Source organism: Rhodococcus sp. 7Tela_A2, assembly GCF_049311045.1.
In the GTDB taxonomy this organism is placed as follows: Bacteria; Actinomycetota; Actinomycetes; order Mycobacteriales; family Mycobacteriaceae; genus Rhodococcus.
This window is the reverse complement of the sequence record NZ_JAXION010000074.1, coordinates 1-21491: the sequence shown is the minus strand read 5'-3', so window position 1 is coordinate 21491 and position 21491 is coordinate 1. Positions and strand designations below refer to the sequence as shown.

Here is a 21491-nt window from a genome sequence, read left to right as displayed (position 1 = left end):
GGGGGGGCCCCCCCCCCCCCCCCCCCCCCCCCCCCCCCCCCCCCCCCCCCCCCCCGGGGGGGGGCGCGGGGTGACCTGCGCTACCTCGCGCACGTGGCTCGCGGCATCGAACGCTGGGCGCAGGCAGGTCGCGTGGCCCCCGAACTCGTCCGCGCCGAAAAGCAGTGGTGGGCGCGATGGCAACTGCTCGGCGGGGAGAAGAATCGCGCGTGGTCTGCCGAACTCGCCGCCGCGATGCCTCCCGTGCAGCGTCAGCTCGGTCGCCCGTCGGCATTGCTCGACAACATGTGCGAGGAGCTGACGGACCCGATCGTCCGCGCCCTGCACGGCTCGTCGACGTCGCTGCATCCGCTGGTCGCGGCGCTCGCGGAGGGCCGTCCGCACCCCCGTGGCACCCAGCGCATGGCGGACGCGCTCGACGAATGGCGCGCCAGCCTCGCCGGGTACGAACCCGACCTCGTGCTGCGTCTGGCCGAACCCGAGGACACCGATGACGACACCGACATCGGTGTGGCCGCGTTGTGGCGGCTGGAAGTCTGCCTGCGCTCCGAGGGGCAGGCGCCCGTGCCGGTCACCGTCGACGGCACCGATCCGCACCTTCTGCAGATCGCCATCCGCAAGCTCGGCGCCGCGATCACCGCCTACCCGAGACTCCAGGACGTGCCGCGCGACGTCGATACCCTCGACCTGCTGCTGCCCACCCCGGTGGTCATCGACCTCGTCGAGCACGGCGCGCGTGCGTTGCAGGCGGCGGGCGTCGCCCTTCTGCTGCCGCGGGCCTGGGCGACGGTCGATCCGTCGTTGCGGCTGCAGGTCGACTCGCCGGTCGCGCCCGTGAGTGCCGACGACAGCGTCGTGGGGATGAGCGCGATCGTGTCGTACGAGTGGCAACTCGCGGTCGGCGACATGCTGCTCACCCGCACCGAGATGGAGGAACTGGTCGCCGCGAACAGCGACCTGGTCAAGCTGCGTGGCAAGTGGGTGCGGGCCGACGCCGAGGCACTCGCGCAGGCCGCGCGCTACGTCACGGCGCATTCCGAACGCGACGCCACGCTGGGATCGCTGTTCGCACAGTTCACCGGGGAGGACGCCCCACCGGTCGAGGTCACCGACATCGCCGCGTCCGGCTGGGTCGAGACGTTGCTCGACGGCCAGGCTCAGCCCGAGGAGATCGCACCGCCGGCCGGACTGGTGGCAGAACTGCGCCCGTACCAGCAGCGCGGTCTCGAGTGGCTCGCGTTCATGAGCCGGCTGGGACTCGGCGCGGTCCTCGCCGACGACATGGGGCTCGGCAAGACCGTGCAGGTGCTCGCTCTGCTCGCGCACGAACGCGAGGCCGGAACCGCGGGCGCTCCGACACTGCTCGTGTGCCCGATGTCGGTGGTGGGAAACTGGCAGCGCGAGGCCGAGCGATTCGTCCCGGACCTGCGTGTCTACGTTCACCACGGCGCACAGCGACTGCGGGGAGAAGCCCTCGCGGCGGCTGTGGCCGGCGCCGAATTGGTCGTGACCACCTACGCAATCGCCGCCCGCGATGTCGCGCAGCTTGCCGAACTGCCTTGGCGCCGTGTCGTTCTCGACGAGGCTCAGCACGTGAAGAATACGGCGACCGCGCAGTCCCGGGCCACCCGCGCCATCCCGGCGGCGCATCGCATCGCTCTCACCGGCACCCCCGTGGAGAATCGCCTCGAAGAACTCCGCTCGATTCTCGATTTCGCGAACCCGAGGTTGCTCGGCAGCGCCGCCTCGTTCCGCGCGAGATTCGCGGTACCCATCGAACGCGACCACGACCCGGTGGCGGCCGCGCGACTACGCGCGCTGTCTGCGCCGTTCGTGTTGCGGCGCGTCAAGACGGACCCCGACGTGATCTCCGATCTTCCCGAGAAGTTCGAGCAAACGGTCCGGGCCAATCTCACGGCCGAGCAGGCTGCTCTCTACCGCGCGGTGGTCGACGACATGATGCGCAAGATTCGCGACAAGGAAGGCATGGCGCGCAAGGGCGCCGTCCTCGCGGCGCTGACCAGACTCAAGCAGGTGTGCAACCATCCGGCGCACTACCTCGGTGACGGGTCGCCCGTGCTGCGGCGCGGCCGGCACCGCTCCGGAAAACTCGGACTGGTCGAGGACATCGTGGAATCGGTGCTGGCCGAAGGCGAGAAAGTCCTGCTGTTCACGCAGTTCCGCGAGTTCGGTGAACTCGTGGCACCGTACCTCGCCGAACGGTTCGCGACGACGGTGCCGTTCCTGCACGGGGGCGTGACCAAGTCGAAGCGCGACGACATGGTCGCCCGGTTCCAAGGGGACGACGGTCCGCCGATCATGTTGCTCTCCCTCAAGGCGGGCGGCACCGGGCTGAACCTGACGGCCGCCAATCACGTCGTGCATCTGGACCGGTGGTGGAACCCGGCGGTGGAGAACCAGGCCACCGACCGCGCATTTCGCATCGGCCAGCAGCGGAACGTGCAGGTGCGCAAACTCGTGTGCGTCGGCACCGTGGAGGAACGAATCGACGAAATGCTCACCGGGAAGCAGGAACTGGCCGATCTCGCGATCGGGGTGGGAGAGAACTGGATCACCGAGCTGTCCACCGACCAGTTGCAGTCCCTGCTGTCCCTCGGCGATGAAGCGGTGGGTGACTGATGGCGCTCGGCAACAGGGTCGAGACCCGCACCAAACGCGGTGCGATCGGCCGTAGCTGGTGGTCGAAGGAACTGATCTCGACCATGGAACAGGTGGCCGACAAGGCCCGGCTGACGCGGGGGCGCGCGTACGCGCGTTCCGGGCAGGTGGTCTCGATGCGCATCGAGCCCGGTGCAGCGGTAGGAGAGGTCCAGGGCAGTCAGTTGCGCCCGTTCACCTCGACGGTGACCGTGCGCCGGCTCGACGACGACGCGATCGACGAACTGATCCGGGAGGTCCGGGCTTCCCCGGGCATGCTGGCGCGACTGGCCGGAGGAGTGCTCCCCGAAGAGCTGGGTTCCCTCCTGCTTCCGCGGCGCGCGGGGGAGCTGGACTTCGATTGCACCTGCCCCGACGACGGCTGGCCCTGTAAGCACGCCGCAGCGGTCGCGTACCTGCTTGCCGAACACGTCGACGAGAAGCCGCTGGACGTACTCACCCTGCGCGGAGTGGATCTGACGACGCTGATCGGAGGTGTCGACGCCGCCGTCGCCACCGACACCGCTGACTTCTACGGCGAAGACACCGAACTCCCCGATCTGCCCACGGAACGGTTCCGGCCTGCGATCGAAGACCTCGACCCGATGCTGCTCCGCCGCGCGTTGCGGGCGGGGGGCACCGACGAAGCCGTCGTCATCCGTGCGATGACCGACCTCGAGGACCTGTACCGCCGATTGCGCTGAAGGCGGTACCGGGATCGCCGGCGCGTACTCAAAGAATCAGTGCCAGAAGAAGTCCCGCAGCGACAAGACCGTCCGGCCCACGCATCCACTGCCGGATCAGGTCGACGGGTACCTGGCCGACGGCGGTCTCGAGCACGAGTCCGTCGTATGCGGTGGCGGGGCGGGTCCGCAGCCGGTAGACCGCGACGCAGGCTCCCGCAGCGACGATCGCGGACACGGACGGCGACCACCCCGTCGTCGCCGCCGTCATCGCCGTCACCGCAGCGGCGGCGCACGCCGGAACCACCATCAGCGGCCGGTACAGGGCACGATCGGCAGCGCCGAGCATCGCTCGCAGGTCCGGCTTGCTCGCCAGGTCGCGTAATCCGGTGCTGAACACCAGAGTCGCGGCGTACACGGCCGACAGTTGCACCCAGCCCGCCACGACCGGCTGTGTCGTCGCGCCCAGCGCCCAGGCAGCGCAGACGGCGACGGCGGTCGCGGCGAACGGTGACGGACGGCGCAGATTCCGGAGCAGGTCGGCGCGGACGAGTGCGCGAGTCCGGCCGGGCGGTAACGCCCGTGAGCGCTGGGCGGCGACACGTTTCCAGGCGGCTGCGTCGTGGACGCCGACGACGAGCGTCGGGTCCAGGCCGATCAGGGAGGTTCGGGCTGCCGCGGTGATCTCGGCGCGTTCGTTCAACTCCGCCGCCGTGATGCGGCCGCAGCGGAGAAGGGCGGCGCAACACATCGCCAGGGCGGGCACCGCGAGGACTGCCGCCGGAGGCCAGGTCGCGAACACCGGTACCACTGTTCCCGTCGCGCACACCGCCGCGACTGCTCCTCCCAGTGCGGCGGTGAGGATCTGCACCGCCGGCAGCGTGCGAGTTGGCAGGACCCGCGCTTGGACGAGGAGCGCGAGGGCGGCCATGCCGAGCCCGATCACCGCCCCGCACGCGGTCAGGGGTAGCCACGGCTCGACCGTTCCGGCGAACGCAGCCAGCCGTCCACCGGCCGCCCCCGCGCCCGCTCCGGCGGCGAACACCGTCACGACGCCGGGATGGAGCATCGACGCCCGGTCCACCGGGGTGGACAACAACCAGAACGCGCGTTCGGCGCTCGCGGTCAGAGGTCCGAGCGCGCGTGCGACCGCGATGCCCGCGACGAGCACGGCTGCGCCCACCACCCAGGCCCAGCCCGGGTTCCAGGACGCTGCATCCCAGTTACGACCGGCCGTGGTGTGGAGCGACCCGATCAGGGAGGTCGGCGGACGAGTGGCGCACCACCACGCGAGCCCCGAAGCGACATAGGCACCCAGCGCCGACAGCACCACGATGCCGGCCCGATCGGTACGGGGCGCGTGAACACGGCCGAACCTCCGCCTCGCTCTCCGGAGCGCGCGGGCGCCGACGATCGCCGGAGCCCGTTCGGTCAGCGCCACGAGTCGGCGTCCACGGTGTCGTCGGCGACGGCTGCCACCAGGTCCGGATCGTGCGAGGCAAGGACGACCGCGCAACCGCGAGTCTTCTCGTCGGCGATCCGCCCGGCGAGCCATGCTCGTCCGGCGGCATCGAGATGGTGTTCGGGTTCGTCGAGCACGAGCAACCGCCGAGGACGGACGAAGGCCGATGCCAGCGCCAAGCGGTGGCGCTGACCGCTGGACAAGGTGACCGGCAGTTGATCGGACGCGCCCGCAAGGCCGACGTCGCACAGCGTTCGGCTCGCCACACCTGCAGGGTCGGGCATTCCGTGCGCGAGGGCGACGAGTTGCAGATGCTCGTGGGCCGTCAGATGCGCGAACGTGGCGACGTCGCCCAGGACGGATGCGACCGCTGCGCGCTGGGCGGGTGAGGATTCGTCGGCCGCGGAACCGTCGATCGTGACAGTGCCTCGATCGAGACGGTCGGCGCCCACCAGGCACCGCAGCAGAGTGGATTTCCCGGCGCCGTTCGAGCCGGTGACTGCGCAGCATGTCCCCGCGGCCACGTCGACATCGACGGCGGTGAACACGAGCAGGTCGCCGAACCGGCGTTCCGCGTCGCGGACGGAGAGAACGTGGCTGTCGCGCCGTGCCGAGGCGCGTTGGGATGATCTGGGCACAGGGACTCCCGGTTTTCCTCGTGAGGGGTGTGGTCGCGAGGAAGCAGGGACCGGTCAGGCGAAACGAGACGTCGCGGCCCCTGCACCGGGGCCGGGCGCTCGCGGACGCGGGCGCCCAGGGGCATCGGGACGTGATTGCCGCCGGAACGCGCCGCGCAGCCGTTGTTCCGCCACGGTGGGCCCGCGAGGTGTGCGGGACAGTCCGAACAACAGATCGTCGGTGCGCCGGACGGTGAGTGCGGCGACCACGACGAGGGTGACGAGAACACCGGCCAGTAGCGAGCCGAGCGTGTCGCCCGGGACGGCGGGAGAGAACGCGAGTAGCGAGACCAGCGCCCACAGCAGCAAGAACCCGAGCACATCGGTGCTGTTCCTCCGCGTGCGGGTCATGATGCGGAGCGTAGCGGACGGGGTGTGACCCTGGACATACATGGACTTCCAACTATAGGATGAGCGAAGACTTCGGGTTCTTCACGGCTGCCACGACGCAGCCACCACTATCGAGCAAAGGACGGGTTCGCGCATGAGCATTCGAGAACTGACCCACTTCGTCGGCGGCAAGCACGTCTCCGGCACATCCGGCCGTTTCGCCGACGTCTTCGACCCCAACACCGGCGAAGTCCAGGCGCGTGTTCCGCTCGCCACGCGCGCCGAAGTCGAGAACGTGATCGCCGACGCCGAAATCGCACAGAAGGAATGGGCGGCGTGGAACCCGCAGAAGCGGGCTCGCGTACTGATGCGCTTCCTGCAACTCGCCCAGGACAACATGGACGACCTCGCCCGGTTGCTGTCGAGCGAGCACGGCAAGACGATCCCCGACGCAAAGGGCGACATCCAGCGCGGCCTCGAGGTCGTGGAAGTGGCGCTCGGCGCTCCGCACCTGCTCAAGGGCGAGTTCACCGAATCGGCCGGTACCGGCATCGACGTGTACTCGATGCGCCAGCCGCTCGGTGTGGTCGCGGGCATCACCCCGTTCAACTTCCCGGCCATGATTCCGCTGTGGAAAGCCGCTCCGGCGCTCGTGTCCGGCAACGCCTTCGTCCTCAAGCCCTCCGAGCGCGATCCCTCGGTGCCGCTGCGCCTGGCCGAACTCTTCCTCGAAGCCGGACTGCCCGCCGGCGTGTTCAACGTCGTCAACGGCGACAAGGAAGCCGTCGACGTGCTGCTCGAGGATCCCCGGGTCAAGGCCCTCGGATTCGTCGGGTCGACCCCGATCGCCCAGTACATCTACGAGACCGCCGCGAAGAACGGCAAGCGCGCCCAGTGCTTCGGCGGCGCGAAGAACCACGCGGTGATCATGCCCGACGCCGACCTCGACCAGGTCGCGGACGCGCTCGTCGGTGCCGCATTCGGCTCGGCCGGCGAGCGCTGCATGGCACTGTCGGTTGCCGTCCCCGTCGGTGAGGAGACCGCCGACCGGCTCGTGGCCAAGCTCCAGGAGCGCATCGCCGAACTGCGTATCGGGACGAGCTTCGACGAGAAAGCCGACTTCGGTCCGCTCGTGACGGCCGCCGCCCGCGACCGTGTCCACAACTACATCGCCCAGGGCGTCGAGGAAGGCGCCGAACTCGTCGTCGACGGCCGCGGTTTCGTGCTCGAGGGCAACGAGGGTGGCTTCTTCTCCGGCGCGACCCTCTTCGACCGGGTCACCACCGACATGTCGATCTACAAGGAAGAGATCTTCGGTCCCGTGCTCACCGTCGTGCGCGCACGCGACTACGAGGAGGCACTGCGACTGCCGTCCGAGCACGAGTACGGCAACGGCGTCGCGATCTTCACCCGGGACGGTGACACAGCCCGCGACTTCACGACCCGCGTCCAGGTCGGCATGGTGGGCGTGAACGTTCCCATCCCGGTTCCGATCGCGTACTACACCTTCGGTGGCTGGAAGGCGTCGGGCTTCGGCGACCTCAACCAGCACGGGGCGGACGCATTCCGCTTCTACACCAAGACCAAGACCGTCACGCAGCGCTGGCCGTCCGGTGTCAAGGAAGGCGATATCGAGGGCGCTCACGTCGCGGACACCGATCACTTCGTCATCCCGACGATGAACTAGGCGGTACGCCGATGTTCACCCTCTCCGACGACGACAAGGCGATTCGCGACACCGCCCGCGACTTCGCCTCCGAGTATCTGGCACCCCACGCGGTGGAATGGGACCAGAACAAGCATTTCCCGGTCGACGTGCTCCGCAAAGCCGCAGCGCTCGGCATGGGCGGAATCTACGTCCGCGAGGACGTGGGCGGATCGGGGCTTCGCCGCCTCGACTCCGTCCGCATCTTCGAGGAACTCGCCACGGGGTGCCCGTCCATCGCCGCGTACATCTCGATCCACAACATGGTGACGTGGATGATCGACAAGTTCGGCGACGACGACCAGCGCCACCGCTGGGTGCCGAAGCTGACCTCGATGGAACATCTCGGTAGCTACTGCCTCACGGAGCCGGGCGCCGGCTCGGACGCCGCCGCGCTCAGCACCAAAGCGGTGCGCGACGGTGACGACTACGTGCTCACCGGAGTCAAGCAGTTCATCTCCGGCGCAGGAACATCCGACGTGTACGTGGTGATGGCCCGCACCGGCGACACCGGTGCGCGCGGCATCTCGGCGTTCATCGTCCCCAAGGACACGCCGGGCCTGTCGTTCGGTGCCAACGAGAAGAAGATGGGCTGGAACGCGCAACCCACCCGCCAGGTGATCCTGGACGGCGTGCGCGTGCCGGCCGCGAATCTCCTCGGCACGGAGGGCGGCGGATTCCGTATCGCCATGCACGGCCTCAACGGCGGCCGCCTCAACATCGCCGCGTGTTCCGTGGGCGGCGGCCAGGCCGCGCTGGACCGGACGGTCGCCTACCTCGCCGAACGCAAGGCGTTCGGTGACCGGTTGCTCGACTCGCAGGCGCTGCAGTTCCGGCTCGCGGACATGCGTACCGAACTCGAAGCGGCACGAACACTGCTGTGGCGGGCCGCCGACGCCCTCGACACCGGTGCCCCGGATGTCGTGGAGCTGTGCGCGATGGCCAAGCGCTTCGCCACCGACGCCGGGTTCGAGGTTGCGAACGATGCGCTGCAACTCCACGGTGGATACGGTTACCTGGCCGAGTACGGGATCGAGAAGATCGTGCGCGACCTGCGCGTGCATCAGATCCTCGAAGGAACGAACGAGATCATGCGGGTGGTCGTCGCGCGCAGCGTGGTGGCCGCGGCGCAGAACGGAGCGCAATGACCGGGCACGAACCCGAGGTCCTCGTCGAGGCGAAGAACGGACTGGGACGCATCACCCTCAACCGACCCAAGGCGATCAACGCGCTCAACCACGACATGGTGCGTGCGATGGCGGAGACGCTCTCGGCGTGGGAATCCGACGACTCGGTCCGCGCCGTTGTCCTTCGTGGCGCGGGGGAGCGAGGACTGTGCGCCGGCGGCGACATCGTGTCGATCTATCACGACGCACGTGACGGCGGCACCGGCTCCCAGGAGTTCTGGCGCGACGAGTACATCCTCAACGCCGCCATCGGCCGTTACGCCAAGCCGTACGTGGCGATCATGGACGGCATCGTGATGGGTGGCGGCGTCGGGGTGTCCGCACACGGCAACGTCCGGATCGTCACCGAACGCTCGACGATCGCGATGCCGGAGACCGGTATCGGGTTCATTCCCGACGTGGGAGGGACCTACCTGCTCTCTCGGACACCCGGCGAGATCGGCACCCACATCGCGCTGACGACGGGCCGGATGAAGGCAGGCGACGCCATCGCGCTCGGCTTCGCGGACCACTACGTGCCATCCGACGCCCTCGACAAGTTCGTCGCAGCACTCGAGACGGGTTCGGTCGACGACGCGCTCGCCGAATACTCCCAGCCGGCACCGGATTCGGCGCTGCTCGCGCAACGCGACTGGATCGACGCCGCATATTCCGCGGACACCGTCGAGGAGATCGTCGAACGCCTGCGCAGCAGTGATGTTCCCGAGGCTCGCACCGCCGCCGAGCAGATCCTCGGAAAATCCCCGGTTGCTCTGAAGGTCACGTTGCGTTCGCTTCGTCACGCACGCCAACTCGGCAGCCTCGAAGAGGTACTGAACGAGGAATTCCGGGTGTCGTCCGCCTCCCTGACGTCGCACGACCTCGTCGAAGGCATCCGTGCCCAGGTGGTCGACAAGGACCGCACTCCGCACTGGTCGCCCGCGACCCTCGCCGACGTCACCGCTTCCGACGTCGACGCATACTTCCAGCCGCTCGGCGACCTCGAACTCGGGCTCGCCGCTCCGAAGGAGAACGACCGATGAGTGAACTCCCCAACGTCGCCTTCCTCGGTCTCGGCCACATGGGTGGGCCGATGGCCGCGAACCTCGCGAAGGCGGGGTACTCGGTGACCGGGTACGACCCGGTGCCCGCCGCGCAGGAGGAAGCAGCGAAGAACGGCATCACCGTCGTCGGGTCCGCACTCGAGGCCGTCCCCGCTGCCGATGTCGTGATCACCATGCTGCCCAACGGCACGCTCGTCCTCGATCTGTACGACGAAATCCTCGGAGCCGCAAAGCCCGACACGCTCTTCGTCGACAGCTCCACGATCGACGTGGCCGATGCACGCGACGCCGCCGGTCGTGCACAGGCCGCCGGTCATCGTGCGATCGACGCCCCGGTGTCGGGCGGTGTGGCCGGTGCCGCCGCGGGCACGCTGGCCTTCATGGTCGGAGGAACCGAGGAGGACTTCGCAGCCGCGCAGCCGCTCCTCGACGTGATGGGCCGCAAGGTGGTGCACTGCGGCGGGTCGGGCAACGGCCAGGCTGCGAAGATCTGCAACAACATGATTCTCGGCGTCTCGATGATCGCGATCAGTGAGGCGTTCGTGCTCGGCGAGAAACTGGGACTCGAGAATCAGGCGCTGTTCGACGTGGCGTCCAACGCCTCGGGCCAGTGCTGGGCACTGACGAGCAACTGTCCGGTTCCCGGCCCGGTGCCTACGACCCCGGCCAACAACGACTACCAGCCGGGCTTCGCCGCTGCCCTGATGGACAAGGATCTCGGTCTGGCGTCGAACGCGGTGCGCTCCAACGGGGTCGAGGCCGAACTCGGCCTCCGTGCCGCCGAGCTCTATCATCGGTTCAACACCGGTGGTGGTGGCGGGCTCGATTTCTCCGCCATCATCAACGACATTCGTGACCGCTCGAACGCAGAGGACAGCAAGTGACCGATTTCGAGACCATCCTGCTCGAGCGCAAAGGCCGCGTCGGCGTCATCACGCTCAACCGGCCCAAGGCGCTCAACGCACTCAACAGCCAGTTGATGCGCGAAGTGGTCGCGGCGGTCGAAGAACTCGACGCCGACCGTGAGATCGGGGCGATTCTGCTCACCGGGTCGGAGCGGGCCTTCGCGGCCGGCGCCGACATCAAGGAGATGGCGCCCAAGACCTTCTCCGAGGTGTACGCCGAGGACTTCTTCTCGGAGTGGGACCGGCTGTCGTCCGCTCGCACCCCGATCATCGCGGCCGTGTCGGGTTACGCACTCGGCGGCGGTTGCGAGCTGGCGATGTTGTGCGACTTCATCATTGCCTCCGACACCGCCAAGTTCGGCCAGCCCGAGATCAAGCTCGGTGTCATTCCCGGCATCGGCGGCTCGCAGCGTCTGACGCGCGCGGTGGGCAAGGCCAAAGCGATGGACATGTGCCTGACCGGACGCAACATGGACGCGGAGGAAGCCGAGCGCGCCGGGCTCGTCTCGCGGGTCGTCCCCGCCGACGAACTGCTCGATGTCGCTCTCGACGCTGCCACGACCATCGCGTCGATGTCGCTGCCCGCCGTGATCATGGCGAAGGAGGCGGTGAACCGGTCGTTCGAGACGACCCTCGCCGAAGGCGTGAGATTCGAACGGCGCGTGTTCCATTCGACGTTCGCGACCGCCGACCAGAAGGAAGGCATGGCGGCTTTCGTGGAAAAGCGCACGCCCGATTTCAAGCACGCCTAGTTCGCAGCGAGAACGACGACGCCGCCCCTTCCCCGAGGAAGAGGCGGCGTTTCTCGTGTAGCACGGCCGTCCGGTGCTCACCACTTCGAGGGCGTGCCCCCGGTGTCGAAATCTCCTGCGTCGTGACGCATCGTCGCGAGGATGCTCAGCAGCGTGTCGATCTGTTCGGACGGGATCCCGGGACGCGCGAACACTTCGGTGTTGAGTTTTTCGGTGGCCTCTATCGCGAGCGCGCGACCGTGGTCGGTGAGTTCGATGAGCGTTGCGCGCCGGTCGCTCGGGTGCGGGGTGCGTCGCACGAGACTCGCGGCCTCGAGTCGGTCGACCGCGTTGGTCACGCTCGTCGGGTGCACCTGCAGACGCGCACTGGCCTTCGCCATGGGGAGAGCCCCGGCCTTCGTGAAATGCAGCAGCGTCAGCAGTTCGTACCGGGCGAAGGTCAGACCGAACGGTTTGAGGACCTCTTCGACACGGGCCATCATGATCTGCTGCGCACGCATCACCGAGGTCACCGCGGCCATGCCGTCCGCGACTTCGCCCCAGCCGTGGGCCACCCATTGACGGTGGGCTTCGGCGATGGGGTCGAGGGGAAGCGGTGCGGGCATGTGTCCATCATCCCATGCGGGAACGCGCAGGTAGATCGGGCACACCGGGGGCCGCTCGGCTTTGTGCAACAGGCTCAGCGGTACGCATACGAGGGGAATCGCTCGTCGACGTCCTGCACCGACAACCCGAACTCCTCGAGTGTGTACTGATGGGCGGGTTTCCGGGCCCCGTTGCGACTCTCGTCGTGCAGCGATGCCATCGCGCGTTCGGCGCCGGCGGTGAACGGGATGCCGAACCGGTCGTACAGGGCGCCCACGCTGCCCAACGGGTCCGCCACGAAATCCCGGTAGTCGACATCGACGAATCGGGCGGGATCGTGACGGGCGCGTGCCCGGGTGAAGTCGTCGAAACCGCGTGCCCACAGGTCGAGCTGACTGCGGCCGATCGTCTCACCGGTGAAGGCCTCGGACCATCCCTCGGTGGCGTGCGCCGCGAGGCTGCACACGGAAGGAATCACCGTCCGGGGGTCGCGGTGTGTCACCACGATCAGTGCGTCCGGGTAGACGGTGAGGAGTTCGTCGAGCGCGAACAGGTGACTCGGATTCTTGAGGACCCAGCGCTTGTCCGCGTCGGGAAGCCCGATGAGCTGGAGGTTCTTGCGGTGCCGGGCGTAGGCGCCGGTCCAGTCCTGCCCGGCGAGCCAGCGCGAGTACGTCGGCAGATTCGCGAGGCATTCGTACGAGATCGACCGGAACGACTGACGGAGCAGCTGCCAGCATTCCTCCACCTCCCCGGCCGACATGTAGTGCACACCCATGAACTCGGGATGCTCCACGTGGTGCTGGGCGAAGCCGGCCTCGATCCCCGCGAATACCGGGTTCTGTTCCCAGCTCTCACGAGGCGGCCGGGGCTGGGGCATCTCGGTGAGCCACATCTCGAGGCCCTGATGCGCCGGGTCGGCCGCCAGGAGGCGGTGCAATGCGGTGGTGCCGGTGCGAGGCAGACCGGTGACGAAGATGGGTCGGGTGACCGGAACGTCCCGGTGCTCGGGATGCTGCGCCCAGGCGGCTTCCGAGAGCAGACGCGCGACCAGCGCACCACGAAGGAACACCCGCGACATCTTGCTGCCGAGCGGGGTGAGTGTTTCGTCCCGCGCGTACGACTCGAGCAGTATCTCGAGTGCCTCGAGGTACTCGTCCCCGCCGAAATCCGTCAGTCCCGTCATGCGCGTCGCCGAGGCATGCAGGTCCTCGGTGGTGCCCACGGTGGTGCGTTCGCTCATCTCGTATCCCGTTCAGTGGTGGTATTCGCCGCAGTTGACGTCGATGCACTGCCCGGTGATCGCCGACGCCATCGGTGACGCCAGGAAGATCACCGTGTCCGCGATCTCCTCGGTGGTCGGCAGGCGCCGCAGGTCGGAGGCCGCGGCGGTGTGCTCGTAGATCTGCTCGACGGTGGTGCCGTACTTCCCGGCCTGGTGCTCGAAGTACCCTCGAAGGGTTGGTCCCCAAATGTATCCCGGGGCAACAGAGTTGACCCGTACGCCGTGCGGCCCGAGTTCGGTGGCGAGGGACTGCGACATCGCCAGCAGCGCCGACTTCGCGAGTTTGTAACTGCCGTAACGCTCTTGGGAATGACGCAGGACCATCGAGTTGATGTTGACGACCGAACCGTCCGATTCGGTGAGCGCGGGCGTGAACGAGCGGGTCAGCCGCAGCGCAGCGAGCACGGTCAGCTCCACGCTGTCTCGGATCTGCTGGAAATCGGTGTTCGCCAACGGCTTCATCGACGGAACGGAGAATGCGTTGTTGACGAGAGTATCGACGCGACCGAACTCGCCCTCCGCCGCGTCGACCAGTTCCGAGACGGAATCGTCGTCGGTGATGTCGGTCGGTACCGGCAGCGCGCGACGTCCCAGCGCCTCGACTTCCGCAGCCACCTTCTCGAGCCGTTCCCGGGTGCGGGCGGCAAGGACGACGTCGGCACCGTGCGACGCACATCGCAGGGCGAGGGTGGCGCCCAGGCCGGGCCCCACACCGGAGATGACGACGACGCGATCCTCCAACAAGCCGGCGGCGCTCATCCGAGCATCCGATCGGCGACGGCAGCCTGGCGTGCCCCGATGCGCGCGGCCCAGTCCTCGGGGGTGATGCGGTTCGACTCGTGGAACGGCAGCGCGCCGGGGAGTTCGTCGAACGGGACGACCTGTGCCACCGGTCCGTCCGCAGAAGAAAGCTCGCGATCGAGCCGTTGCCAGCGGAACTGCAGGATGCCGCGGCTGCGCCCGAGGGTTTCCACCCAGTTGGTGAGGCCGGGATTGCGGGCCGACACCACGATCCGGACCATCCCGTCCGGATCGACCTGTGCCTGAGTGTTGTTCAGCGATGTCTGGTGATGGGTGTACTCCAGCGAGATGTACCAGAGGCTTCCGATCTGGAAGCCCAGATACGGTGCGTCGGTCGCGGGCAGGGTGAGTACCATTGCTTCGTCGTCGGCCAGGTCGAAATGACCCACCGACGAGTACTGGGTGTCGAGCCCGCCCGGTGTCCGCCGCGGTTCGGTGACGGTGTTGACCGGAAGCTTCAGGTAGAACCACTCGGGGAACTGCAGCCACGTCTTCACTCGCGAGACGAGGGCGCGACCGGCACGCTCGTACCGTGTCACCGCGTCCTGGCGGGTGAGCTCGGGAGGTGCCGTGCCGAGGGTGTCGAGGCGGTCGATGCGCAGGGTGCCGCGTCGCTGCGTCCAGTCGCTGTAGACCTCCCGGACAACGAGCTGGGACGATCCCGGCGCGAGCGTGAAGTAGTTGCGGTCGGGATCGCGTGGCCCGGGCCCGAACCGGACTTCGAAACTGCCGTCGTCCTCGATGCGCAGGGCGCGGTCGTCGAAGGCGGTGACGTTGCCGGGTACCGCGGCGTCGGTGTAGTTGCCGGCAAGAACCTGGAAACTGAGGTCGCACGTGGTGCCGCGACGTCCGGTGACGACGTATTCGGCGTTGTCGCGCACCACCGCACCCCAGTACAGCGTGTCCGGGTTGTCGAGGCCCATCTTCGCGTACGGGCCGGTGCCGGTGACGAACACGGGATGGGTGCTGCTGTACGCCCACGTGGCGTGGACACACGCGGCGATCCCTCCGGCCAGGTAGCCGTAGCCCTCGGTGAGGTCGGCCTCGGTACGGATGTGCGGGGCGGTGGCGACGATTTTTTCGGCCTCGGCTATCGCCGCGGTGAGTGGATCGGTGAGCACGTCGATCTCCTGTGGTCCATATATGTACCGCTGCGGTAGTCTCCGGTGCGCCGACGATAGAACGTGTTCCAGGGAGGGGTCAATGGTTCGTCGCAGTGACAGCGGCGAAGCGGGGATCGGAGTGCCCCTGCCGGGTGCCGGTCGACGCTCGCCGCCCACCGAGCGTGTCGTGCAGGTCCTCGACCATCTCGTCGCCCGGCCGGGTCTCAGGTTCGGACTGTCGGAGCTGGCGCGCGAACTCGGGCTGAGCAAACCCACCTGCCTGGGCATCCTCACCGCACTCACCGACGCGGGCTACCTCATCCGTGACCCGGCCGACAAGTCCTACGGCCTCGGCCCGGCGCTGATCGTCGCGGGCCGCGCCGCGCAGCGCGGGGTCGCGTCGGGACCGGTCGCACACCGCCACTTGGCTGCTCTGAGCTCGGAGTTCGGTGTGATGTGTACTGCGTCGGCGGTGGTCGGCGACCGGATCGCGATCCTCGACGTGGTCGGGGGAGCCGGCGCCGCCGCGGCCGCCCGCGTGGGGGAGGTCTACCCCTTCGCGCCGCCGGTCGGGCTCATGTACGTGCTGTGGGATACCGACGAACGTATCGAGCGGTGGCTGCGTCGCGAACCGACCCTGCCGGTGTCCGTCGATCGCGCACACCTGCGGCGCGTGATCGAGGAGTGCCGCCGCACCGGCTATCTCGTCGAGTCGCTCACCCGCGGCGGCCGGCGCCTCTACGCGCTGATGGCCGGCGTGGTGTCACACGACCTGGCCCCCGATCTGCGGGAGATGCTCGCAGAACTGGTGTCGAGTCCGGGCGAACGAGTGCTGCTGCCCGCCGATCTGGACACGGACCGCACACATCCCGTCAACCTGATCGCCGCGCCCGCCTTCGACCCGGACGGTCATCAGTCGCTCGTGCTGGCACTTCATCTCGAACGGGAGGTCGACCGCGCGGAGGTCGAGCGATGCGGATCGGCATTGCTGAGAGCCGCCGAGGCCGTCACGGTGGACCTCGGGGGCCGGCGTCCGTAGCGAGATCGGGCGTCGACAGCGAGATCGGGGCGTTGACCCGGAATTGAAACTCGTTCTATTCTGTGGCAGTCCTTTTCGACCGACTCGGTACAAATATGGACCGAGAACTCCGGGCTGGGAGCGCACGATGACGACGGTGCCGCCACGACGACCATCCCGGGACGGTGCACGTCGGGATCCCTCCTACGAGCTCAGCCTGCTCGGCGCGCTCGAAGCCGAGTCCGTGCACATCTTCCGCGAGGTCGCCGCGACCTTCGCGCGACCCGTGCTGTTGTTCTCCGGCGGCAAGGACTCCGCGGTGATGCTCCACCTCGCGACGAAGGCGTTCTGGCCGGCGCCGCCGCCGTTCCCCGTCCTGCACATCGACACCGGACACAACTTCGACGAGGTGATCGAGTTCCGCGACCGGACGGTCGCGCACCAGGGAGTTCGCCTGGTGACCGCCTCGGTCCAGGATGATCTCGATGCCGGACGGGCCGTGGAGGACGACGGGCCCCGCGCGAGTCGTAACCGGCTGCAGACCGGAACTCTTCTGCGGGCGTTGAGGGACGGAGGATTCGACGCCGTGTTCGGCGGCGCCCGCCGCGACGAGGAGAAGGCGCGCGCCAAAGAACGCGTCTTCAGCCTGCGCGACGAGTTCGGGCAGTGGGACCCGAAGGCCCAGCGCCCCGAACTGTGGCACCTCTACAACGGCCGGCACCGCGTGGGCGAGCATGTCCGGGTCTTCCCGCTGTCGAACTGGACCGAACTCGACATCTGGCGATACATCCGGGACGAGCGCGTCGACCTGCCGTCCCTGTACTACGCCCACCGGCGTCCGGTGGTCGAGCGAGACGGAATGCTGCTCGCGCACACCCGTTTCCTCACCCTGCTGCCCGGCGAAACCCCCCGCGACACCCTGGTGCGATTCCGGACGGTGGGCGATGCGACCTGCACCGGATGCGTCGAATCCGCGGCCACCACGGCCGACGAGGTGGTCACCGAAGTCGCGGCGAGCCGCGTCACCGAGCGAGGCGCGACCCGCGCCGACGACCGCATCTCCGAAGCCGGAATGGAAGACCGGAAGAAAGAGGGTTACTTCTGATGCCGGGTCCGCTGCGCATCGCCACCGCCGGCAGCGTCGACGACGGCAAATCCACGCTGATCGGACGGCTCCTGTTCGACTCGAAGTCGGTGTTCGAAGACCAGCTCGACGCGGTGACCCGCACCAGTCACGACCGCGGTGCCGACCGCGCCGACCTGTCGCTGCTCACCGACGGCCTGCGGGCGGAACGGGAGCAGGGCATCACGATCGACGTGGCCTACCGATACTTCGCCACGGCGAACCGGACGTTCGTCATCGCCGACACTCCGGGCCACGAGCAGTACACCCGGAACATGGTCACCGGCGCGTCCACCGCGGATCTCGCGCTCGTCCTCGTCGACGCCCGCAACGGCATCGTCCGCCAGACGCGCCGCCATGCCTTCCTCGCCGGTCTGCTCGGCGTGCGCCACGTGGTCCTGTGCATCAACAAGATGGACCTGGTGGACTGGTCGCAGCAGCGGTACGACGAACTGTGCGACGAATTCCGGCAGTTCGCGACAAAACTCGACATTCCCGATCTCACGTTCGTTCCCGTCTCCGCGCTGCACGGGGACAACGTCGTGTCCCGGACGGCGAACATGCCGTGGTACGAGGGAACTTCGCTGTTGCACCACCTCGAACAGGTGCACGTCGCGTCCGACACCAATCTCATCGATGCGCGCCTGCCCGTGCAGTACGTGATCCGGCCGGCACACAGCGGCGATCGCCCCGGCTTCCGCGGATACGCCGGGACCGTCGCGGGCGGCGGATTCGCGCCCGGAGACGAAGTCGTGGTGCTTCCCTCCGGCTTCGGCACGCACGTGCGCAACATCTGGGGACCGGGCGGCACCGCGCTCGATCACGCGTATGCGGGCGCCGCGGTGTGCATCGACCTCGAGGACGACCTCGATGTGGGCCGCGGGGACATGCTGTGCAGGCCCAACAACCGGCCACTCGCCGGACACGAGATAGACGCGATGGTGTGCTGGCTCGACGACCGCGCCGCGCTGGACCCGGACGCCCGCTACGTCCTGCTGCACACCACCCGGTCCGTCACCGCGCGGGTGGTGCGTCTGGACTACCGGCTCGACGTCGATACCCTGCACCGCGACGAGACAGCCACTTCCCTGGCTCTCAACGACATCGGGCGGGTGCAACTGCGAACGCAGCAACCCTTGTTGTTCGACCCGTACCGGCGCAACCGGACCACCGGCAGTTTCGTACTCGTCGACGACAGGACCGGCAACACCGTCGCAGCCGGGATGATCACCGGCCCGACTCTCGGTGAGGCCGGGGTGGTGTGGCACTCGGCGGAAGTCGCGCGCGCCGACCGGGGACGATCGGGTGCGACCGTGTGGCTCACCGGGCTGTCCGCGTCGGGCAAGTCCACGGTGGCCGTCGAACTCGAGCGCCGCCTGATCGCGCAGGGCATCCCCGCCTACCGCCTCGACGGTGACAACCTCCGGCACGGACTCAATTCCGATCTCGGGTTCGGCCCGGCCGACCGGGCGGAGAACGTCCGCCGCGTAGGAGCGGTCGCCCAGATGATGGCCGACGCCGGCCTGGTCGCGATCTGTGCGCTCATCAGTCCGTACCGCGCCGACCGCGAACGCATCCGGCAGCAGCACGAGGACGCCGGCATTCCGTTCGTCGAGGTGTTCGTCGATACACCGCTGGCGGAATGCGAAGCCCGCGACCCGAAAGGCATGTACGCGCGCGCCCGGGCGGGGGAGCTGACCGGGTTCACCGGAATCGACGACCCGTACGAACCGCCCCGTGCCCCGGAGCTGGTCCTGCGCCCCGATGACGGCACCGCGACAGCCCAGGCAGCGCTCGTCGTGCAATTGTTGACGGCATGACCGACGACGCCCACCACGAAGACGCCCGGCTCGCTGCCGAGATTGCCTCAGGCGCAGGAGAATTGTTGTTGACCGTGCGCGCGATCGAGGGCGATGCCCTCGGTGGTCGTGAGCTGGGCCGTCGCGGCGACCACGCCGCCGACACCTACATCCTCGAGCGGCTCGCCGCGGCGCGTCCGGGGGATGCGGTGCTCTCCGAGGAATCCGCCGACGATCCGTCCCGGGTGGACGCGGACCGCGTCTGGATCGTCGACCCCCTGGACGGCTCGAAGGAATACGGTATGCCCGGCCACAGCGACTGGGCGGTGCACGTCGCACTGTGGGAAGCCGGTAAGGGGCTCACCGCGGGAGCGGTCGCACAACCGGCCATCGGCGTCGTACACGGCACCGACGATGCGGCGCCGGCACCGCGACCGATGCGCCGACGCCCCCGCATCGTCATCAGCGGAAGCAGGCCACCCGCGTTCGTGTTCGACCTCGCACGCGACCTCGGTGCGGACCTGATCCGGATGGGGTCGGCCGGCGCGAAGGCGATGGCGGTGGTCCGTGGAGAGGCCGACGCCTATATCCACGCGGGCGGCCAGTGGGAATGGGACTCGGCGGCACCGGTCGCGGTCGCACAGGCCGCGGGCCTGCACTGTGCCCGGATCGACGGGAGCGCACTGGAATACAACCGCCCGCACCCATACCTGCCCGACCTGGTGATCTGTCGCGCCGACTGGGCGCCGGCCGTGATGGCTGCTCTCGCCGAGCATGCCACCGCGCCCGGGGAGAGCCCGCGGGTGGCGATGGCCCGTGCGTACATCCGGTCCCTCATCCGGCACGACGCCACCGACGTGCGTCTCGCGGCAGATGCGTGGCGGGTGGAGAACGGGCAGCGCACCGGCGACAGCGGCGCGGAGATCCGTCACCGACTCGAACACGGCGCCGAGTACCTGCCCATTCGGAGGGTGCGCGACCTGCAGTTCCACGAGTGGCACCACAGCGTCGTCGCACGCTTCGTGCTCGATGTCGCAGCGGGTCCGACGTCCGAGACGTCCGTGTCGGTCACCGAGCACTTCGAGATTCCGGCGGGGGAGATCCGCTCGATCGTGGCGATCATCGAACCCCTTCCTCAAAATAGTTGAACCTTTTGTGTAGCTTCGATCGGAAGTCACACTTCTTTGGGAGGAATCACGGATGACCGAAGCGCGCGATATCGGAGACGGCATACATGTCGTACCGGTCCCGGTGGCAGACCTGCCCGTCGGAGACACCCAGGTCTACGTGATGGAATCGCCTGGCGGAGTGGTCCTCGTGGACGTCGGATGGGACGACGACAGGTCCTGGGCGGCCCTGCAGGCCGGGCTGGCGGTCGCCGGGTTGTCGGTGACCGACGTCGAAGGCGTGGTGGTCACCCACTTCCACCCCGATCACGTGGGCCTCACCGGCAGAATCCGTGAGGCGTCGGGGTGTTGGGTCGCCATGAACGAGGCCGATTTCGCGCACCTCGAGGCGATGACCTCCGGAGCCGACCGGAGCGCGGAGGAGGCGGAATTGCTGCGCCGCGCCGGGGCGCCCGAACCCGAGATCGAACGGCACAGGGAAACGGCGGTCTACCCGCCCGGCCGTCCGGACATCCTTCCCGACCGCAAACTCGCGGCGGACGAGGTGATCCCCCTGGCGGGCCGCTCGTTGCGCACCGTCCTGACTCCGGGGCACACGGCCGGCCACGCGTGTTTCCTTCTCGAGGACCACGGAGTGCTGTTCAGCGGAGACCATGTGCTGGCCACCACCACCCCGCACGTCGGTGAATTCGACTTCCCGCTCCCGGAGCGCGACGCGCTCGGCGAGTATCTGGACTCGCTGCGGGCCGTGTCGACACTGCCCGTCCGGCGGACCCTGCCCGCGCACCGTCAGGAGATCGACGATCTGCCCCGCCGGGCCGGGGAACTCATCGCGCACCACGACCAGCGCCTCGACGACCTCTACGACGCGTTCGGCGACGAAGAACTCACGCTCTGGGAGGCCACGTCGAGGATGCGCTGGTACCGCCCGTGGGACGAGACGCCCATGCAGGGCAAGAAGATGGCACTCGCGGAAGGGTCCGCACACGTGCGGCAGCTCATCGAGCGAGGCCGGGTCCGCCGACTGCCCGGCACCGAACCGGCCCGGTTCGCGCGCGCCTGACGAACACGCCGCCACCCGGCAGCAGAACGACGCCGGCCCCCCCCCGGGCCCCCCCCCGGGGGGGGGGGGGTGCTCGGGGCGGGCCCCCGCCCCCGCGTCCTGGAGCACGTCGCCGGCGGCGACACCTTTCGTACCGAAGTAGTCGATGGGGTTGCGGCCCTGGTCTTCGAGTATTCCCTCGTGGG

19 protein-coding genes are annotated in these 21491 nt (G+C 68.5%); 12 read left to right on the top strand and 7 right to left on the bottom strand.

Annotated features, from left to right (window positions below; genetic code table 11):
* Positions 1–93: 93 nt before the first annotated feature.
* Together TVH25_RS14480 and TVH25_RS14475 are read left to right on the top strand one after the other, a co-directional pair.
* Complete coding sequence (locus TVH25_RS14480) at positions 94–2640, top strand: DEAD/DEAH box helicase (RefSeq protein WP_422424581.1); 2547 nt, start codon at positions 94–96, stop codon at positions 2638–2640.
* Positions 2640–3362 (top strand): SWIM zinc finger family protein, encoded by a 723-nt coding sequence (locus tag TVH25_RS14475; protein ID WP_169622473.1) that lies wholly within the window; start codon positions 2640–2642, stop codon positions 3360–3362. Before TVH25_RS14480 ends, TVH25_RS14475 begins: the two co-directional genes overlap by 1 nt.
* A 28-nt stretch (positions 3363–3390) precedes the next feature.
* Here the strand turns inward: TVH25_RS14475 and TVH25_RS14470 are convergent, their stop codons facing one another.
* Genes TVH25_RS14470 through TVH25_RS14460 form a run of 3 tightly spaced genes read right to left on the bottom strand, consistent with a single transcriptional unit; the run spans position 3391 to position 5831 of the window.
* Positions 3391–4782, bottom strand: a complete 1392-nt coding sequence (locus TVH25_RS14470) for a DUF6297 family protein (protein ID WP_422424579.1) — start codon at positions 4780–4782, stop codon at positions 3391–3393.
* A complete protein-coding gene (locus TVH25_RS14465) occupies positions 4773–5441 on the bottom strand; it encodes an ABC transporter ATP-binding protein (protein ID WP_422424577.1) in 669 nt (222 codons plus the stop codon). Before TVH25_RS14465 ends, TVH25_RS14470 begins: the two co-directional genes overlap by 10 nt.
* A 54-nt stretch (positions 5442–5495) precedes the next feature.
* Positions 5496–5831, bottom strand: coding sequence for a DUF6412 domain-containing protein (locus TVH25_RS14460; protein WP_169652698.1), 336 nt, complete (start codon positions 5829–5831; stop codon positions 5496–5498).
* A 133-nt stretch (positions 5832–5964) separates the two neighbouring features.
* Here TVH25_RS14460 and TVH25_RS14455 point away from each other — a divergent pair, with 133 nt between their 5' ends.
* Genes TVH25_RS14455 through TVH25_RS14435 form a run of 5 tightly spaced genes read left to right on the top strand, consistent with a single transcriptional unit; the run spans position 5965 to position 11402 of the window.
* Positions 5965–7497 carry a CoA-acylating methylmalonate-semialdehyde dehydrogenase gene (locus tag TVH25_RS14455; RefSeq protein WP_169622476.1) on the top strand — a complete coding sequence of 511 codons (1533 nt, stop codon included), beginning with the start codon at positions 5965–5967 and terminating at the stop codon, positions 7495–7497.
* Positions 7498–7508: 11 nt separating this feature from the next.
* On the top strand, positions 7509–8663 hold the full coding sequence (locus TVH25_RS14450) for an isobutyryl-CoA dehydrogenase (protein ID WP_169622477.1): 1155 nt from the start codon (positions 7509–7511) through the stop codon (positions 8661–8663).
* On the top strand, positions 8660–9724 hold the full coding sequence (locus TVH25_RS14445) for an enoyl-CoA hydratase/isomerase family protein (RefSeq protein ID WP_422424574.1): 1065 nt from the start codon (positions 8660–8662) through the stop codon (positions 9722–9724). The genes TVH25_RS14450 and TVH25_RS14445 overlap by 4 nt, the downstream gene beginning before the upstream one ends.
* Positions 9721–10629 (top strand): 3-hydroxyisobutyrate dehydrogenase, encoded by a 909-nt coding sequence (gene mmsB, locus TVH25_RS14440; protein ID WP_169622479.1) that lies wholly within the window; start codon positions 9721–9723, stop codon positions 10627–10629. The genes TVH25_RS14445 and mmsB overlap by 4 nt, the downstream gene beginning before the upstream one ends.
* Positions 10626–11402, top strand: a complete 777-nt coding sequence (locus TVH25_RS14435; protein WP_296551477.1) for an enoyl-CoA hydratase — start codon at positions 10626–10628, stop codon at positions 11400–11402. Before mmsB ends, TVH25_RS14435 begins: the two co-directional genes overlap by 4 nt.
* A 77-nt stretch (positions 11403–11479) precedes the next feature.
* Here the strand turns inward: TVH25_RS14435 and TVH25_RS14430 are convergent, their stop codons facing one another.
* From TVH25_RS14430 to TVH25_RS14415, 4 genes are all read right to left on the bottom strand, one after another.
* Positions 11480–12007: a MarR family winged helix-turn-helix transcriptional regulator gene (locus TVH25_RS14430; protein WP_169622481.1), complete on the bottom strand. Its 528-nt coding sequence runs from the start codon at positions 12005–12007 to the stop codon at positions 11480–11482.
* A gap of 74 nt (positions 12008–12081) precedes the next feature.
* On the bottom strand, positions 12082–13230 hold the full coding sequence (locus tag TVH25_RS14425; RefSeq protein ID WP_422424571.1) for a sulfotransferase family protein: 1149 nt from the start codon (positions 13228–13230) through the stop codon (positions 12082–12084).
* 12 nt (positions 13231–13242) lie between these two features.
* Positions 13243–14031: an SDR family oxidoreductase gene (locus TVH25_RS14420; protein WP_422424569.1), complete on the bottom strand. Its 789-nt coding sequence runs from the start codon at positions 14029–14031 to the stop codon at positions 13243–13245.
* Positions 14028–15194 carry a hypothetical protein gene (locus TVH25_RS14415; RefSeq protein ID WP_422424567.1) on the bottom strand — a complete coding sequence of 389 codons (1167 nt, stop codon included), beginning with the start codon at positions 15192–15194 and terminating at the stop codon, positions 14028–14030. Before TVH25_RS14415 ends, TVH25_RS14420 begins: the two co-directional genes overlap by 4 nt.
* 82 nt (positions 15195–15276) lie before the next feature.
* On the opposite strand from TVH25_RS14415, the gene TVH25_RS14410 reads away from it, so the two are divergent.
* The 5 genes from TVH25_RS14410 to TVH25_RS14390 all read left to right on the top strand — a co-directional run bounded on the left by TVH25_RS14410 (position 15277) and on the right by TVH25_RS14390 (position 21306).
* On the top strand, positions 15277–16215 hold the full coding sequence (locus TVH25_RS14410; RefSeq protein WP_422424566.1) for a helix-turn-helix domain-containing protein: 939 nt from the start codon (positions 15277–15279) through the stop codon (positions 16213–16215).
* A gap of 127 nt (positions 16216–16342) precedes the next feature.
* The gene (gene cysD, locus TVH25_RS14405; RefSeq protein WP_169622486.1) at positions 16343–17299 is read left to right on the top strand and encodes a sulfate adenylyltransferase subunit CysD; all 957 of its coding nucleotides are present in this window, start codon (positions 16343–16345) and stop codon (positions 17297–17299) included.
* Positions 17299–19137, top strand: coding sequence for an adenylyl-sulfate kinase (gene cysC, locus TVH25_RS14400; RefSeq protein ID WP_422424564.1), 1839 nt, complete (start codon positions 17299–17301; stop codon positions 19135–19137). The genes cysD and cysC overlap by 1 nt, the downstream gene beginning before the upstream one ends.
* Entirely contained in the window at positions 19134–20264 is a 1131-nt protein-coding gene (locus TVH25_RS14395) for a 3'(2'),5'-bisphosphate nucleotidase CysQ (RefSeq protein ID WP_422424563.1), read from the top strand. The genes cysC and TVH25_RS14395 overlap by 4 nt, the downstream gene beginning before the upstream one ends.
* A 52-nt stretch (positions 20265–20316) precedes the next feature.
* Positions 20317–21306, top strand: coding sequence for an MBL fold metallo-hydrolase (locus tag TVH25_RS14390; protein WP_169622489.1), 990 nt, complete (start codon positions 20317–20319; stop codon positions 21304–21306).
* Positions 21307–21491 lie beyond the last annotated feature (185 nt).